Annotated in this window: 9 protein-coding genes; all 9 read left to right on the top strand. The window is 69.8% G+C overall.

The window, feature by feature from the left end:
• Positions 1-456: 456 nt before the first annotated feature.
• Positions 457-6,324 carry a manganese-oxidizing multicopper oxidase MnxG gene (gene mnxG, locus ACA097_RS02560; protein ID WP_371368320.1) on the top strand — a complete coding sequence of 1,956 codons (5,868 nt, stop codon included), beginning with the start codon at positions 457-459 and terminating at the stop codon, positions 6,322-6,324.
• 17 nt (positions 6,325-6,341) lie between these two features.
• On the top strand, positions 6,342-8,231 hold the full coding sequence (locus ACA097_RS02555; RefSeq protein WP_371368318.1) for a cytochrome D1 domain-containing protein: 1,890 nt from the start codon (positions 6,342-6,344) through the stop codon (positions 8,229-8,231).
• 33 nt (positions 8,232-8,264) lie between these two features.
• Positions 8,265-8,903 carry an SCO family protein gene (locus tag ACA097_RS02550; protein WP_043251382.1) on the top strand — a complete coding sequence of 213 codons (639 nt, stop codon included), beginning with the start codon at positions 8,265-8,267 and terminating at the stop codon, positions 8,901-8,903.
• Positions 8,900-9,535, top strand: coding sequence for an SCO family protein (locus tag ACA097_RS02545; RefSeq protein WP_371368315.1), 636 nt, complete (start codon positions 8,900-8,902; stop codon positions 9,533-9,535). The genes ACA097_RS02550 and ACA097_RS02545 overlap by 4 nt, the downstream gene beginning before the upstream one ends.
• A 2-nt stretch (positions 9,536-9,537) precedes the next feature.
• Positions 9,538-11,088, top strand: coding sequence for an ABC transporter substrate-binding protein (locus ACA097_RS02540; RefSeq protein WP_371368313.1), 1,551 nt, complete (start codon positions 9,538-9,540; stop codon positions 11,086-11,088).
• Entirely contained in the window at positions 11,085-12,116 is a 1,032-nt protein-coding gene (locus ACA097_RS02535; RefSeq protein WP_371368311.1) for a peptidylprolyl isomerase, read from the top strand. Before ACA097_RS02540 ends, ACA097_RS02535 begins: the two co-directional genes overlap by 4 nt.
• A gap of 109 nt (positions 12,117-12,225) precedes the next feature.
• The gene (locus tag ACA097_RS02530) at positions 12,226-12,768 is read left to right on the top strand and encodes a response regulator (protein ID WP_371368309.1); all 543 of its coding nucleotides are present in this window, start codon (positions 12,226-12,228) and stop codon (positions 12,766-12,768) included.
• A 75-nt stretch (positions 12,769-12,843) separates the two neighbouring features.
• On the top strand, positions 12,844-14,556 hold the full coding sequence (locus ACA097_RS02525; protein WP_371368307.1) for a GspE/PulE family protein: 1,713 nt from the start codon (positions 12,844-12,846) through the stop codon (positions 14,554-14,556).
• Positions 14,537-15,322, top strand: coding sequence for a hypothetical protein (locus tag ACA097_RS02520; protein ID WP_371368305.1), 786 nt, complete (start codon positions 14,537-14,539; stop codon positions 15,320-15,322). Before ACA097_RS02525 ends, ACA097_RS02520 begins: the two co-directional genes overlap by 20 nt.
• Position 15,323 lies beyond the last annotated feature (1 nt).

Genomic DNA, 15,323 nt, shown 5'->3' with positions numbered 1-15,323 from the left:
TCAACTGTTCGGGCTTGGTCAGAGGACGGCGGGAGGCAGCTTGGGCTCCTACCCGTGCTCGAACACCGCGGACCTGCAGCTTGCCTCCCGCCGCTCTCACCTTCGATCTTATCGATGTCTGCAGACACAAGCGGACCTTGTCCGCGAAAATCCCCGCGCCGATTCCCGTAGGGCGCATAACCGCGTTCGCGGTTATGCGCCGCCGCCCGGCACGAAAACGGCGGATAACCCCCTCGGGGTTATTCGCCCTACAGGTTCGGTGTTCGTGCCGTGAGGTTCGCGAGCAAGCTCGCTCCTACGCCCGCCACAACGCCGGGGAAGCTGTCCCCAACGCCGGGGAATAACCCCCGGCAACCGCCGGGGTGTATTCGCAAAGTATTGATGAATAACGATTAATTTACTGGCACAGGCTTTGCTCGATGCGCTCTGAAGGTCCCAACCAGGGAGCGCATGACCATGACCCGGCCCCAACACCCGTCCGCCTGCCGGCCTTGCCGGCAATCCCGTCCATGGCTTGCCGCCGCGCTGCTGGTGCTGGCCGGCGGCGCCGAGCAGGCCGCCGAGGCCGCCGTTCAGTGCAAGCGCAGCCTGGTGGCCAACGTGGTCGCTTTCGACCAGCCGCTGATGTTCAACCGCCTGGGCGCGCAGAACGTCAACGGCATGATCTTCGCCCTGCGCGAGGACGTGGTGGACGATCAGTTGGTGCCGCTCACCCGGGGTGGCGCCGCTGCGCCGGGCAAGGTCAGCCTGCGCCCGGACAAGCGCCCGCGCCCGCTGGTGCTAAGGGTGGCGGCCGGCGACTGCCTGACGGTCAACCTGCAGAACCTGCTGGCCTACCAGGCCAACCCGCATTCGGCGGATGACCTCGCCGAGGCCCCGGACGGTGCCGAAGGCGCGGACGGTGCGGAGGGCGATGCGACCGGGGGCGGCGGGCATGCCGAAGGCCCGTTGGGCCAGGCCGACGACCAGGTCACCGACCGGCACGTTGGCTTCAGCGTCAGCGGCATGCAGGCGGTCAACTCGATCCAGGACATCGCTTCCAACGTCGGCCGCAACGGCAACTTCCTGGTGCCGCCCGGCGCCAGCCGGTCCTACACCCTGTTCGCCGAGCGCGAGGGCGTCTTCGCCGCTACCAGCCAGGGCGCCACCTTTGGCGGCGAGGGCTCCAGCGGCAACGTCGCCAACGGCCTGTATGCCCAGGTGATCGTGGTGCCGAAGAGCGGTCGCACCTACCGCAGCGTGGTCACCGAGGAGGAGCTGCGCCTGGCCACCACCGGCCGCACGCCGACCGGCCAGCCGGTGATCGACTACGAGGCGCGCTATCCGCAGCGCGAGCCTTGGATCGCCGAAGGCAAGGCCGGGCGCCCGGTACTGGCCATGGTCGATGGCAACGAGATCGTCGCCAGCGATGCCGATGCCATCGTCATGGGCTCCAACCCCGACGGCAGCTTCACTCCCGATACCTATCCGCTGGAGAGCGTCGGCAAGCGCAACCCGGCGCTGCCCAATCGCCTGGAGGCCTTCCGCGATTTCGCCGCGGTATTCAATGACGAGGCGGTCGCCACCCAGGCCTTCCCCGGCTACTGGGACGACCCGGTGTTCGGCCACGTGCTGGAGCCGACCCGCGACGGCTTCATGATCAACTACGGCTCCGGCGGCATCGGCGCCGAGGTGATCGCCAACCGCCTCGGCGTGGGGCCGATGCACGACTGCCTGTCCTGCGCCTACGAGGAGTTCTTCCTCAGCGCGCACACCGTGGGCGACGTGGCGATGCTGGTGGACGTGCCGGCCAACGTCGGCCTGGAGAACATCCGCCCCGGCGAGGTGCCCGATGCGGATGCCACCGGGATCAAGGCGAGCATGGCCCTGTACCCGGCCGAGCCGTCGAACGTCGCGCACAGCTACATCGGCGACTTCGTGAAGTTCCGCAATACGCACAACGGCAAGGAACAGCACATCTTCCACCTGCACGGCCACCAGTGGCTGTACAACCCCAACGACGACAACTCCGACTACATCGACGCCCAGGGCATAGGCCCGGGCTCGGGCTACACCTACGAGATCGCCAACGGCGGTTCGGGCAACCGCAACCGCGTGGCTGGCGACGCCATCTACCACTGCCACTTCTACCCGCACTTCGCCCAGGGCATGTGGGCCATGTGGCGGGTCCACGACGTGTTCGAGGAAGGCACCCGCCTGGAGGTTTCGGGGCAGGGCGCCGACGGCTTCCATACCCAGCCCTTCGCCCTGCGCAGCGGCAAGCCGGCGCAAGGCGCGCGGGCGCTGCCCGACGGCGAGATCGTCGCCGGCACGCCGATCCCGGCCATCGTTCCGCTGCCCGGCAAGGCCATGGCGCCGATGCCCGGCCTGGTCAGCGTGGTGCCCAAGCTCGAGCAAACGCTGGTTGCGCAGAACGAGGAGGAAGAGGAGGAAGACGAGGGCGACGACGATCATCCGAACAACGGTGCGGGCGAGGCGAAAGTGGTCGGCTCGGTCGCGCTGGTCGACCGCAGCGACATCAACCGCAATGCCGATGGCAGCCTGAAGAACCCCGGCTATCCGTTCTGGATCGGCGGCATCGAGAGCACCGTCGGCCAGCGTCCGCCGACCCCGCCGCTGGACATGCTCGACCCGGCCAAGGCCACTGCGCTCAAGGCCACCGGCAAGGCGCTGTGGGCCAACCTCGATGCGAACCAGGTCGCCGGCTGGGACGGCGGCCTGTCGCGCCACACGCTGGACGGCGTAGCCGCCGGCGGCGAGGCGGAGACCACGACCACGCCGCTGGACTTCTCCAAGTCCGTGCACAAGGCCAAGGCGGTGTTCTTCCCGGAGGAGGGCACCGACGTCGAGCAGGCTGCGATGGCCTATCACGCGATGGCCGAGCACCCCAGCTATGCCTTGCTGCCGGGGCGCGCGCCCGAGCCGCGTGCCTTCCGCACCAACGGCGCACCGCCGGTGGGGGGCGCACCCTTCTTCGAGCCCTGCATGGATGACCGTGGCAAGCGCCTGACCCGCGATGCCGGCAGCGGCAGTTTCTTCGGCGGCAATGGCCTGTCCTTCAGCGGCGCCTCGCAGTTCACCGCCGACCGCCCGCGCATCTACAAGGGCGCCAACATCCAGTTCGACGCCGTGTTCAACAAGGTCGGCTACCACTTCCCGCAGGCCCGGATCATCGCCCTGTGGGAGGACGCCTGGCCGGTGATCAACAAGCAGAAGGCGCCGGAACCGCTGGTGATGCGGATGAACACCTTCGACTGCACCATGTACCAGCACACCAACCTGATTCCGTCGTACTACGAGCTGGACGACTACCAGATCCGCACCCCCACCGACGTGATCGGCCAGCACATCCACCTGCCCAAGTGGGACCTGACCGCCGCCGACGGCTCGGCCAACGGCTGGAACTACGAGGACGGCATTCTCTCCCCCGGCGCGGTGGTCGAGCGCATCCACGCCATCCGCGAATTCAACGGCTGTGCCGACAACGACGAGAGCGAGCAGTGTCCGAAAGCCAAGCAGCACCCGTTCTTCGGCCGCTACGGCCGCGCCGACTGGCTCGGCGCGCGCACGCAGATGCAGCGCTGGTTCGCCGACCCGCTGGTGAACACCCGCAACATCGACCGTGGCCTGGGCAACATCTTCACCCATGACCACCTCGGCCCATCCACCCACCAGCAGCTGGGCCTCTACGCCACCGTGCTGACCGAGCCGGCCGGCTCCACCTGGTACCACGCCGAGAGCGGCGAGCCGCTGTACAACGGTGGCGGTCGCCAGGACGGCGGGCCGACCTCGTGGCAGGCGGTGATCGCCACCGGCGACATGGACGGCGACGGCAACAACGACAGCTTCCGCGAGTTCTTCCTGGAGTACAGCGACTTCCAGCATGCCTACGAGGCGGGCGTCTATGTCGGCGCCGGTCCCGACGGCGTGCCCAACGCCGACGCCTATCCGGCCGGCACCGACAGCTTCCGCTACGCGATCAACCCGCCGGTGCGCGAGGCGGCGTCCAACCCGCTCGACGGCATCGTCGAAGTGCAGGGTGGCGCCGTGCCGGGTTGCCCGAGCCGGCCTTGCCCGCAGGCGATTTCGGTCGATGACCCGGGCATCTTCGTCGTCAACTACCGCCAGGAGCCGGTGGGACTGCGCGTCTACGACCCGACCCGCACCGGGCCCGACGGCCGTCCGGGCATGCAGGCCGACGGCTATGCCGGCGACCTCGCCTATGCCCTGCAGAGCCGCACCGACCGCAAGGTCCCGGCGATGAACCTGGCGCCCAGCGCGATCACCTCGGCGGTCGGCCCGACCGGCGCGGCCACGCTGTTCCCGCCGCACATCAACCGCGGCGACGAACCGGGCGACCCCTTCACGCCGATGCTGCGCACCTACAGCGGCGACAACGTGCGCCTGCGGGTCAACGCCGGCGGCTACGAGGAGGCGCACAACGTCACCCTGCACGGGCTGAAGTGGCTGCAGACCGGCACCGGCTACGGCAACAGCTCCAACTCCGGCTGGCGCGCCTCGCAGATGGCCGGGATCTCCGAGCAGCTGGGCTTCGTCGCGCCGATCAACATGCTCTCCAGTTCGGCCAGCGACACCGCCGACTACCTGTACACCATGGATGCCTCCATCGAAGGCTACTGGAGCGGCATCTGGGGCGTGATGCGCAACTACACGGCGGCGCGCAGCGACCTCTTCCCGCTGCCGAACAACCCCTCGCCGCTGGCCGCGCGCAACACCACGGCCTACGACGGCGCCTGCCCGCGCACCAGCCCTAACCTCAACGGCATCGGTACGCGGCCCACGCCCAAGCGCAGCTACGAAATCGTCGCGGCGCTGGCCAACGACATCCTGAGCAACCCGTTGAACCTGACCATCGGCGACCCGGCCGGTGCCGGCCAGCACGTCGGCGGACCGCTGAATGCGGCCGGTGGCACCCTGGTCTACAACTCGCGGGCGACGAGCATCCCGCAGGCCACCGTGACCGAGGTGGAAAACGGCACCGTCACCACCCTCACCGTTGGCGGGCAGGCCGGGCCGTTGCACGACCCGACCGCGATCCTCTACGTGCGCAAGGCCGACCTCGATGCGCAGACCGGCAAGCTCAAGCCCGGCGTGCCGATCGAGCCGCTGGTGCTGCGCGCCAATGCCGGCGACTGCATCAGCATCACCCTGGAGAACCGCCTGCCGCTGGTGATGCCGGACCTCACCAACTACGCGGTGATGCAGGACACGGTGAAACGCAACCGCTTCGACCAGGACGGCGCCACCGCCTTCAACAACAACCTGATGCGGCCCTCCAGCCACGTCGGCCTGCACGCGCAGCTGCTGTCCTTCGACGTGACCCGTTCCGACGGCTTCAACGTCGGCCGCAACCCGGTGCAGACCGTGGCCCCGCGCGCCGGCAACAGCGGCGCCTGGCCGACCCGGACCTACCAGTACTACGCCGGGCACCTGGAGCGCGAAGGCAAGCCGATCACCCAGCTGGGCCGGCGCGTGGACAACATCAACGCCACGCCCATCGAGTTCGGCGGCCTGAACCTGATCGCCGCGGACGTCATCAAGCAGGGCCAGAAGGGCCTGGGCGGCTCGATGAGCATCCTCCCGGCCGGCGCCAGCTGGACCGAGGATGCCGCCTCGCGCGCCTCGGCCACGGTGCAGCCCAGCAGCGGCGTCGCCTACCGCGACTTCTCGCTGCTCTGGCAGAAAGCCCTGAACCTGCGCTGGGCCAACGGCCGCCCGGTGGAGAACATGGCGTCCGAAGGCTTCGGCGTGCCGGTGGACCCGGAGGACAACTCCGGCATGGCCATCAACTACCGCAGCGAACCGCTCTGGTACCGCTTCGGCATGGCCCCCAACGCGCCCTTCGGCCACGCCGACGGGCACGGCTGGGCCGACCTGGACAACGCGCACATGGCCTACAGCAACGCGCTGGTCGGCGGCGATCCGCAGACCCCGGTGCTCAAGGCGCGTCCGGGGCAGCCGCTGCGCCTGCACGTGCTGATGACTTCCGGCGGCGCGCGCAGCTCGACCTTCCAGCTCGACGGGCACCTGTGGCCGCTGGGCGGCTTCCTGGCGGAGAAATCCGATGCCGGCGGCTACCCCATGGACCAATCGGGAATCGGCTCGGTGCGCTTCGGCCTGAACCCCATGGCGATGTACTCGGGGGCCCAGGAAAGCGTGCTGCCGGCGGCGCACTTCACCTTCGCCATCCCCAGTGCCGGCGGCGCCAACGCGGTGCCGGGGGACTACCTGTTCCGCGACTACGCCGGCTTCGGAAACGCCGGCGGGCTGTGGGGCATCCTGCGGGTCAGCGACGAGCCCTGAGTGGCGAGGAGACGAGCATGAAGGCAAGGATGACGTTGCTGGTACTGGCCGTGCTGCTCGGCGCCGCCGCCCAGGCGGAGGAGGCGCCGGGGACGTCCGGGAGCCTCGAGCGCGACGGCCTGCGCATCGAGTTCCAGGCGCGCCCGGTGAGCGGCCAGCGCCTGCAGGAGGGCGGCTTCGCCGACCTGAGCTTCCGCATCCGCGACCTGGCGTCGGGGCAGCCGCTGGGCGCGGCCAACCCCGGCGCCTGGCTCGACCATTCCCTGCAGCACGGCGAGATGAGCTGCAAGGCGCGGGTCGGCATGTACCTCAAGAGCAGCCTGGGCGCGCGCCCGCTGGTGGACCTGAACAGCTACTTCCTGCTGCTGATGAACCGCGACGCCAGCCTCACGGTGATCGACCCCAATGTCTCCCTCGCCGGGGTTACCAGCACGCTCGCGCGCATCGGCCTGAAGCGCCCGCCGATGGACTGGACGGCCTCCGCCGATGGCAAGCGCATCTACGTGTCCATGCCGGAGGCGGGGCAGGTGGCGCTGATCGACGCCGAGCGCTTCCAGGTGCTCGGCAACCTCGACGCCGGCGTCCGGCCGGTGCGCGTGGCGCTGCAGCCCGACGGGCGCTACCTGTGGGTCGGCAACAATGCCGAGAAGGCCGACGAAAGCGGCGTCAGCGTGATCGATACGCAGACCCGGAAGCTCGTCGCGCACCTGCCCAGCGGCCTGGGCCACCATGAGATCGCCTTCGACCGCGCCTCGCGCTTCGCCTTCGTCAGCAACCGCGACAGCGGCACCCTGAGCATCTACGACATCGCCGGGTTGAAGCTGCTCGAAACCCTGAAGACCGGGCCGCAACCGCTGGCAGTGGCCTACTCGGCGTTGTCCGAGGCGGTCTACGTCACCGATGGCGAGACGGGCAACATCAGCGTGATCGACGCGCGCAGCCACACGTTGCGCAGCGTGCTCACCGTCGGCCGCGGCCTGGGGCCGATGCGCTTCAGCGACGACGGGCGCTACGGCATCGCGCTGAACACGCTCGACGACCGCGTGCTGATCGTGGATGCAGGCAGCGACAAGCTGGTCCACGACCTCGCGGTGCCGGGCGAGCCCTTCCAGGTGACCTTCAGCCGCCAGTACGCCTATATCCGCGGGCTCTCCACGCCACGCGTGACGATGCTCAACCTGAGCTCGCTCAGCGCCGGCCGGGTGCCCATCATGCAGGGCTTCGAAGCCGGGCCCGCCGCGCCGCGCCAGGCCGGCGACCTGCCGCTGGCCGAGAGCCTGGGCATCGGCCGCGACTCGCAGTCGGTGTTCGTGGTCAATCCGGTGGACAACAGCACCTACTTCTATGCCGAGGGGATGAACGCGCCCATGTCCGCGTACCCCAACCGGGGCCATGCGGCGCGCGCGGTGCGGGTGATCGACCGCAGCCTGCGCGAGGTCGAGCCGGGCCTGTACAGCGCGCGGGTACGCCTGCCGGCAGCGGGCAGGTTCGACGTCGCCTTCATGCTCAACCAGCCACAGCTGATCCACTGCTTCAGCGCCGAGGTGGCGGTCGATCCGCAATTGGAGGCGCGCTACGGCGGGCCGAAGGTGGAGTTCCTCGTGCAGCGAACCCCGCTGCCGGGAACGGGCGAGGCGAAGGCGCGCTTCCGCATCGTCGACGGCCGCAGCGGGGCGCCGCGCAAGGGCATCGGCGACCTGCGCGTGCGCTACTTCCTGGCGCCGTCCAGCCTGCCGCGCGAAGTATCCGTGCGCGAGGTGGGCGAGGGCGTCTACGAGGCCTGCCTGTACCTCGACCAGCCCGGCGCCTGGTACCTGCACGTGCGCTCGCCATCCCTCGGCCTGGGCGGCAGCGAAGGCTCGGCGAGCCTGCGTGTGCTGCCACCCAGGGCCCTCACTTCCCGTTGAGACTTTTATCTTCCGTGAGACAAGGAGTACGCCATGAGCCTCAAACCGCTGGTGTTCTGCATGTCCCTGATCCTGGCGACTTCAGCTGCCGCCCACTCCACCGGCGAGCACGCCGGCCACGGCCAGCCGCAAAAGCACAGCGAGACCAGCGAGGTGGCCTTCGTCGACCGCCCGCTGCTCGACCAGGACGGCCGCACGGTCAACCTGCGCAACGACCTGGTGGCCGACCGCATCGTGGTCATGGGCTTCGTCTACACCAGCTGCACCACGGTCTGCCCGCTGGTGTCCTCGATCATGGGCAAGCTGCAGAAGCAGTTGGGCGAGCAGGTCGGCCGCGAGGTCAGCCTGGTGTCGATCAGCGTCGATCCGCAGCGCGACACCCCGCAGCGCCTGCAGGACTACTCCCGGCGCTACCAGGCCGGCCCCGGCTGGCGCTGGCTGACCGGCGAGCCGCTGGCGGTGGACGACACCCTCAAGGCGCTGGGCGCCTGGAGCGCCGACTACGAGAGCCATCCGCCGCTGATCATGGTCGGCGACGGGCGCAGCGACCGCTGGACGCGCTTCTATGGCTTCACCGATCCCAGCGTGCTGCTGGCCAAGGTCGCCGAGTTGCAGGCCGCGCGCGGCGATGCCGGCCACGGCGGGGCGCTGACCGCCGAGGTGCAACCGTGAACGCCTGGCAGCGCTTGGCGCTGCTATGCACCCTGGGCCTGGCCGGCACCGTGGCGCTCGCTCACGAAGGCGAGCACGGCGGCGCGGCGCCCGCGGCGATGACGCCGCCAGCACCGCCGCCGACCACCGGTACGCACGATGCGCGGACCTACTTCACCGATACCGTCCTGCTCGACCAGGACGGCCGCCGCCTGCGCTTCTACAGCGACGTGCTGAAGGACCAGGTGGTGCTGCTCAACGTGGTCTTCACCCACTGCAACGACGCCTGCCCGCTGATCACCCGCAAGCTGCGCGAGGTGCGCGAGGCGCTGGGGCCGGAGCAGGCCGAGAAGGTGCTGTTCGTGTCCCTGACCAGCGACCCGGTCAACGACACCCCCGAAGTGCTCAAGGCCTTCACCCAGAAGCACGGCGTGGCCGGCCAGCGCTGGCTGTTCCTCACCGGCACGCCACAGGACATGGCCCTGGTGCTCGGCCGCCTGGGGCACCTGGTGCAGAGCCCCGAGCAGCATTCCACGCTGCTGATCGCCGGTGACGTGGCCAACAAGCGCTGGAGCAAGATCCGCCCGGACGCGCCGGCCAACGCCATCGCCCAGCGCCTGCAACTGCTCGCCATGCCCCTGGCGGGGCGCTGATCGTGCGCCGCCTGTGGTGGGGCGCGGCCGGCTTGGTGCTGTTGGCCTGGTTGGGGCCGGTGGGCGCCGAGCTGATTGCCAACGAGCGGGTCGAGGGCCGGCTGATCTACCGCGAGGGCAAGTCGCCCTCCGGCGCGCAGATCGGCGCGCGGATCGGTGCCGCCGACCTGCTGATGGATGCCCAGTCCATGCCCTGCGCCAACTGCCATGGCCCCGACGGTCGCGGCCGCAGCGAGGGCGGGGTGCGGCCGCCGGACATTACCTGGCAGCGCCTGACCACGGCTTATGGGCAGGACGTAAACGGCCGCCGCTACCCGGCCTACGACGTCCGCAGCCTGGCCCGCGCCGTCCGCGAGGGGCGTGATCCGGCAGGCAATCCGCTGGACCCGGCTATGCCGCGCTTCGCCCTGTCCGAGCGCGACATGGCCAGCCTGGCGAGCTACATCCAGGTGCTCGACCAGGATCGCGACCCTGGCATCGCGGACGACCGCCTGCTCGTAGGCAGCCTGCTGCCGCTGAGCGGCCCGCTGGCCGACCTCGGCCATACCCTGGCCGGCGTACTGCAGGGCGCGGTGGCGGCGCTGAACGCCGAGGGCGGCATCCATGGCCGGCAGCTGGAGCTGGTGATAGTCGATGCCGGCAGTGATCGCGACAGCGCGCACCGCGCCTTGACGGAGCTGCTCGACGAGCGTCGCGTGTTCGGCCTGCTGACCTCGCTGGCGCCGGCGCTGGACGACGAGCTGGCCGCCGAGCTGCAACGCCGCGGCGTGCCGCTGGTCGGCGCCTTGCCGCTGGGGGACACTACGCCCAGCGGGCCGCTGGTGTTCCAGCCGCTGCCGGGCCTGGGCGAACAGATGCTGGCGCTGGCGCGCTACGCCCGCGACGACCTGCGCCTGGGCGCCGAAGAGAGCTGGCTGGTCTATCCGCAGGGCGACGGCGGCCTGGCCCAGCGCCTGGCGCGGCGCCTGGGCGACGATGGCTGGAGCCGCCTGAGCCTGCATCCCTTCGCCGGCGGCGAGGCCCCGCTGGCCGGCGATCCGCCGCCGCGCAGCGTGTTCTTCCTGGGTAGCGGCGCGCCTTTCACCCGGGTGGTGGAGCAACTGCAGCGGGCAGGCGCCGATCCCTTCCTGTTCGCCATCGCCGGCCAGGTCGCCAGCAGCACCGGCGCCTTGCCGACGAGCTTCGACGGCCAGCTCTACCTGGCGTTCCCCTTCGTCCCCGGGGACTGGACCGCGGCGGGCGTCGCCGGGCTGCAGGCGGCACGCCAGGCCAGCGGCCTCGACGGGCGCCACGCGCTGCTGCAGGTTAGCGCCTATTGCTCGGTGCAGCTGCTGGCCGAAGGGCTCCGCCGCAGCGGCCGCAACCTCAGCCGCGAAGGCCTGGTGCGCGCGCTGGAGGGCATCGACAACCTGCCGACCGGGCTGACCCCGGCGCTGGGCTTCGGCCCCGGCCGGCGCATCGGCGCCAACGGCGCGCACATCGTCCGGGTCGAGCTGCCGAAGCGGAACTTCGTCGGCGTGGGCAACTACGTGCGCCTGGAGTCGGCGCTATGAAACGCCTGTGGCTCGGCCTGCTGGCGCTGCTCGGCGTACTTGCGGCGCAGGCCGACGAGCCGCTGGCCGCGCGGGTCAACGGCGTGGGCATCAGCGACTGGCGCCTGCAACGCTATTTCGAGGAATACCTGGCGACCCAGGGCCGCAGCCTCGGCGCGATCCGCAGCCCGACGCTGTACGGCCGCCTGCGCGACGAGGCCCTGGAGCAGCTGATCGACCGCGAGCTGCTGTGGCAGGAGGCCGGGCGGCGCGGCCTGCTGATCGACGAAGCAACCCTGGACGCGGCTGTGGAGGAACGGCGGCTCGGCTTCGGCGGGGCGGAGAATTTTTCCCGGCGCCTGGGCGACGCCGGATTCGACGAGGCGTCCTACCGTGAATACCTGCGCCATGAGCTGGCGGCGCAGCGGATGTACGCCGAGCTCAGCAAGGCTGACGCACCCAGCGAGGCGGACGTGCGCAGCTTCTACGCGGCGCGGCGCGAGCAGCTGCGCAGTCCGGAGACGCTGCGCGCACGGCATATCCTGCTGCCGGCCGAAAGTGCGGAAGACGAGCGCCGGGCACGCAACCTGGCCGCGCAACTGCGTGCCGGCGCCGACTTCGCCGCCCTGGCGCGGCAGCGTTCGCGGGACGCCAGTGCTGGCGCGGGTGGCGATCTGGGCTATTTTCCACGTGGAGCGATGGTTCCAGAATTCGAACACGTGGCCTTCGCCGGCACGCCGGGGGAACTCGCAGGTCCCGTGCACAGTCGCTATGGCTGGCACCTGATCCGCGTCGAGGAGCATCGTGCGGCACGGGAGCCGGACGAAAAGCAGGCCCTGGCGGCGGTGCGAACCTGGCTGGAACGCCAGCGCACACGGGAGGCCGGGCAACTCGGATTGCGTCATCTGCGCGAGCAGGCGCACATCGAGCGAGCCGAACGGGGAGGATTCCCCGCAAGTGGGGAAGCACTGGGGCAAACCTCCGGGGCATCCCCACCGGAGTTGGGGAAAGTCGCCGGCATGACCAAACCGGCCATGGAAAATCAATGACATAGGAGGTCGTGCAGGGGGAGGCGAGCCTGGCATGAAGCGTGCGTTAGCCCAATCGAGGCGCGCTCCAGGCTCTGCTGACAAGTTGTACGGCTAGCAGGAGTCCACCTTGGCGAACAAAGTATTGGTGGTCGAAGACGAACTGATCCTTGCGCAGAACCTCGGCAATTTCCTCGAGGCGAAGTGCCTGGAAGTCCAGGTGAGCAACGATGGCGCATCCGCCATCGCCGCTGCCGCGAGCTTCCAGCCGGACCTGATCGTGCTCGACTACCGTCTGCCCGACATGGAGGGGTTCGAGGTACTGGAAGCCATCCGCCGCGACAGGAGCTGCCACTGCGTGCTGATCACCGGCCACCCGACCAGCCAGGTCCGGGACCGGGCGGCGCAACTGGGGATCAGCCACATCCTGTTCAAGCCTTTCCCGCTGGCGGAACTGGCTCGTACGGTCCTCGAACTACTACAGGTCCCCCATCGGGGACGGGTCGACAAGCAGCAAGGGTTCGTCGAGCGGCGCCGGGTGAAGGCAGAGTCATTCCCTCTGCGGCTGTACGACGGCAGTTGGGTCCTGGGTGAGCGCCGACAGGTGGAGCCACCGGAACAGGACACGGACGACGATCCGATGGCCAGTGGAGAGAACACCCGCAAGCCCTGAGGGGCGAACGGATAGCCGGCTGGATGCCGGGGCTTTGCCGGTGAATGATTGCTCCAGGGACCAGGAGGTCCGCACATGGACAGTCTCTCGCTGGCGGTCGAGGCGGTGGTCGCGGTGGCTCCTGTGCCGCCGCAGGCATTCGCGGACGAGCTGTTGCATGCCGCCCGACAACGCGCGGCGAGCCACGACGAATCCTCCCTGGAAGCCCTGCAGGCCCTGGCAGGCCTGCCCGCCGAGGCCTTCCTCGCCAGCCTCGGCGCTACCTTGCATTACCCGATCCTCGATGGCGCGGCGCTGTTCGCCGCGACCCCGCTGTTCGAGCGCGTGAGCCTCGCCCAGGCGCTCAAGCGCGAGTTCGTCATGCTGCGCCACGGCGAGCGCGACATCGGCGTATTCGCCGACCCCTTCGACGACGCCCGCCTGGCCTGGATCGACGAGTGCCTGCAAGGCGCGCCCCTGTACCTGGTGCTGGCCGACGACCTGCGCGCCTTCCTCGCCAAGCACGAGGAGGGCTTCCACGCGGTCGCCTCGCTGCAGGCCGAAGCCGGCGCCGGCGGTGAGCACGAGAGCCTCGAATCGCTGTCGCTGACCAGCATCGCCGAGGACTCCAGCGTGGTCATCAAGCTGGTCAACTCGACGCTCTACGACGCGCTGAAGATGCACGCCAGCGACATCCACCTGGGCATGACCGGCAGCGGCCTGGCGATCAAGTACCGGGTCGACGGCGTGCTCGCCGCCATCGGCAAGGTGGCCGGCCAGGAGCTCGCCGACCAGGTGCTGTCGCGGGTGAAGGTGATGGCCGAGCTGGACATCGGCGAGAAGCGCGTACCCCAGGACGGCCGCTTCAAGATCGCCATCAACGGCCGGCAGATCGACTTCCGCGTGTCGATCATGCCGAGCATCTTCGGCGAGGACGCGGTGCTGCGCGTGCTCGACAAGCAGGACCTGGCCGACCGCGTGCAGGGCGTGCGCCTGGAAGCCCTGGGCTTCGCCGACGAGACCCTGGTGGCGCTGCGCCGGCTGGCCTGCGAGCCCTACGGCATGGTGCTGGTGACCGGCCCCACCGGCAGCGGCAAGACCACCACGCTGTACGCGATGATCACCGAGATCAACCACGGCGTGGACAAGATCATCACCATCGAGGACCCGGTGGAGTACCAGTTGCCGGGCGTGCTGCAGATCCCGGTGAACGAGAAGAAGGGCCTGACCTTCGCCCGCGGCCTGCGTTCGATCCTGCGCCACGACCCGGACAAGATCATGGTCGGCGAGATCCGCGACCCGGACACCGCGCAGATCGCCGTGCAGTCCGCGCTCACCGGGCACCTGGTGTTCACCACCATCCACGCCAACAACGTCTTCGACGTCATCGGCCGCTTCACGCAGATGGAGGTCGACCCGTACAGCTTCGTTTCCGCGCTCAACGCCGTGCTCGCCCAGCGCCTGGTGCGCCAGGCCTGTCCGGACTGTGCGCAGCCCTACACGCCGACGCTCGCCGAGCTGCACGAGGCCGGCCTCGATGGGCGCGCGCTGCAGGACCACCGTTTCGTCCGCGCGGTCGGCTGCGGGCGCTGCCGGGGCAGCGGCTACCGCGGGCGTACGGCCATCGCCGAACTGCTGCGCCTGGACGACGACCTGCGGCAGATGATCGTCGAGCGCCAGCCGATCTCGCGCATCCGCGAGCTGGCGTGCAGCCGCGGCCTGCGCCTGCTGCGCGCCTCCGCCCTGGAACTGGTACGCGAAGGGCGCACGACGCTCGAGGAGATCAACCGTGTCACTTTCGTGGCGTGAGCGATACGTGGCAGTGCTCGGCGCCTCGGGCGTCGGCCTGTACCGTCGCGGTAACCGGGGCCTGGAGTGGCTCGGCGACGTCGCCTGCATCGGCGGCTGGAGCTCGGCGCTGGACGCCCTGGACGGCCTGCTCGGCGAGCGCCGCCGCGCCCGCGCCGACCTCTGGGTGGTGCTCTCCAGCCAGTACTGCCGCTTCTGCCGGGTGCCCTGGTGCGAGGAGATCGGCAGCCCGGCCGAGCTGCTGGAGTATGCCGGCGCCTGCCTGGAACGCATCTTCGGCAATAGCGAAATGGCCTGGCAGCTCAGCGTCAGCGCCGAGCCCCACGGCCTGCCGCGCCTGGCTGCGGCGCTACCGCAAGCGCTGCTCGAGCGCCTGCGCGCGCTGACCGATGCGCACGGCCTGCGGCTGGTCTCGGTGCAGCCGTACGTGATGGCTGCCTTCAATCACTACCGTGGGCAATTGCAGGGCGACGATTTCATCTTCCTGGTCGCCGAGCCCGAGCGCAGCACCGGCCTGGTCGCCCGCGAGGGGCAATGGCTGCGGGTGTTCAGCCAGGGCAGTGGCGACGGTGACGAGGAGCTCGCGGCACTGCTGCAGCGCCAGCGCCGCCTGATGGAGGAGGGCGCCGACCGCCTGCCGCTTTACCTGCATGCGCCTGGGCGCCGGCAGGTGCCGCAACTGGAGGGGCTGTTCCGCGTGCTCGCCGAAACCGCCCCGGACGCCGACTGGGACCTGCGCCTGCTGATGGCGCGGGCGGTGCACTGAG

This window comes from Pseudomonas sp. QL9 (assembly GCF_041409665.1).
GTDB classification, from domain to species: Bacteria; Pseudomonadota; Gammaproteobacteria; order Pseudomonadales; family Pseudomonadaceae; genus Pseudomonas; species Pseudomonas knackmussii.
The sequence above is the reverse complement of the archived record's forward strand: the minus strand, read 5'-3'. Positions and strand labels throughout refer to the sequence as shown.

Excerpts from the sequence above, each read along its gene's own strand:
- mnxG (WP_371368320.1), top strand. The coding sequence starts at position 457 with ATGACCCGGCCCCAACACCCGTCCGCCTGCCGGCCTTGCCGGCAATCC.
- ACA097_RS02555 (WP_371368318.1), top strand. The coding sequence starts at position 6,342 with ATGAAGGCAAGGATGACGTTGCTGGTACTGGCCGTGCTGCTCGGCGCC.
- ACA097_RS02550 (WP_043251382.1), top strand. The coding sequence starts at position 8,265 with ATGAGCCTCAAACCGCTGGTGTTCTGCATGTCCCTGATCCTGGCGACT.
- ACA097_RS02535 (WP_371368311.1), top strand. The coding sequence starts at position 11,085 with ATGAAACGCCTGTGGCTCGGCCTGCTGGCGCTGCTCGGCGTACTTGCG.
- ACA097_RS02525 (WP_371368307.1), top strand. The coding sequence starts at position 12,844 with ATGGACAGTCTCTCGCTGGCGGTCGAGGCGGTGGTCGCGGTGGCTCCT.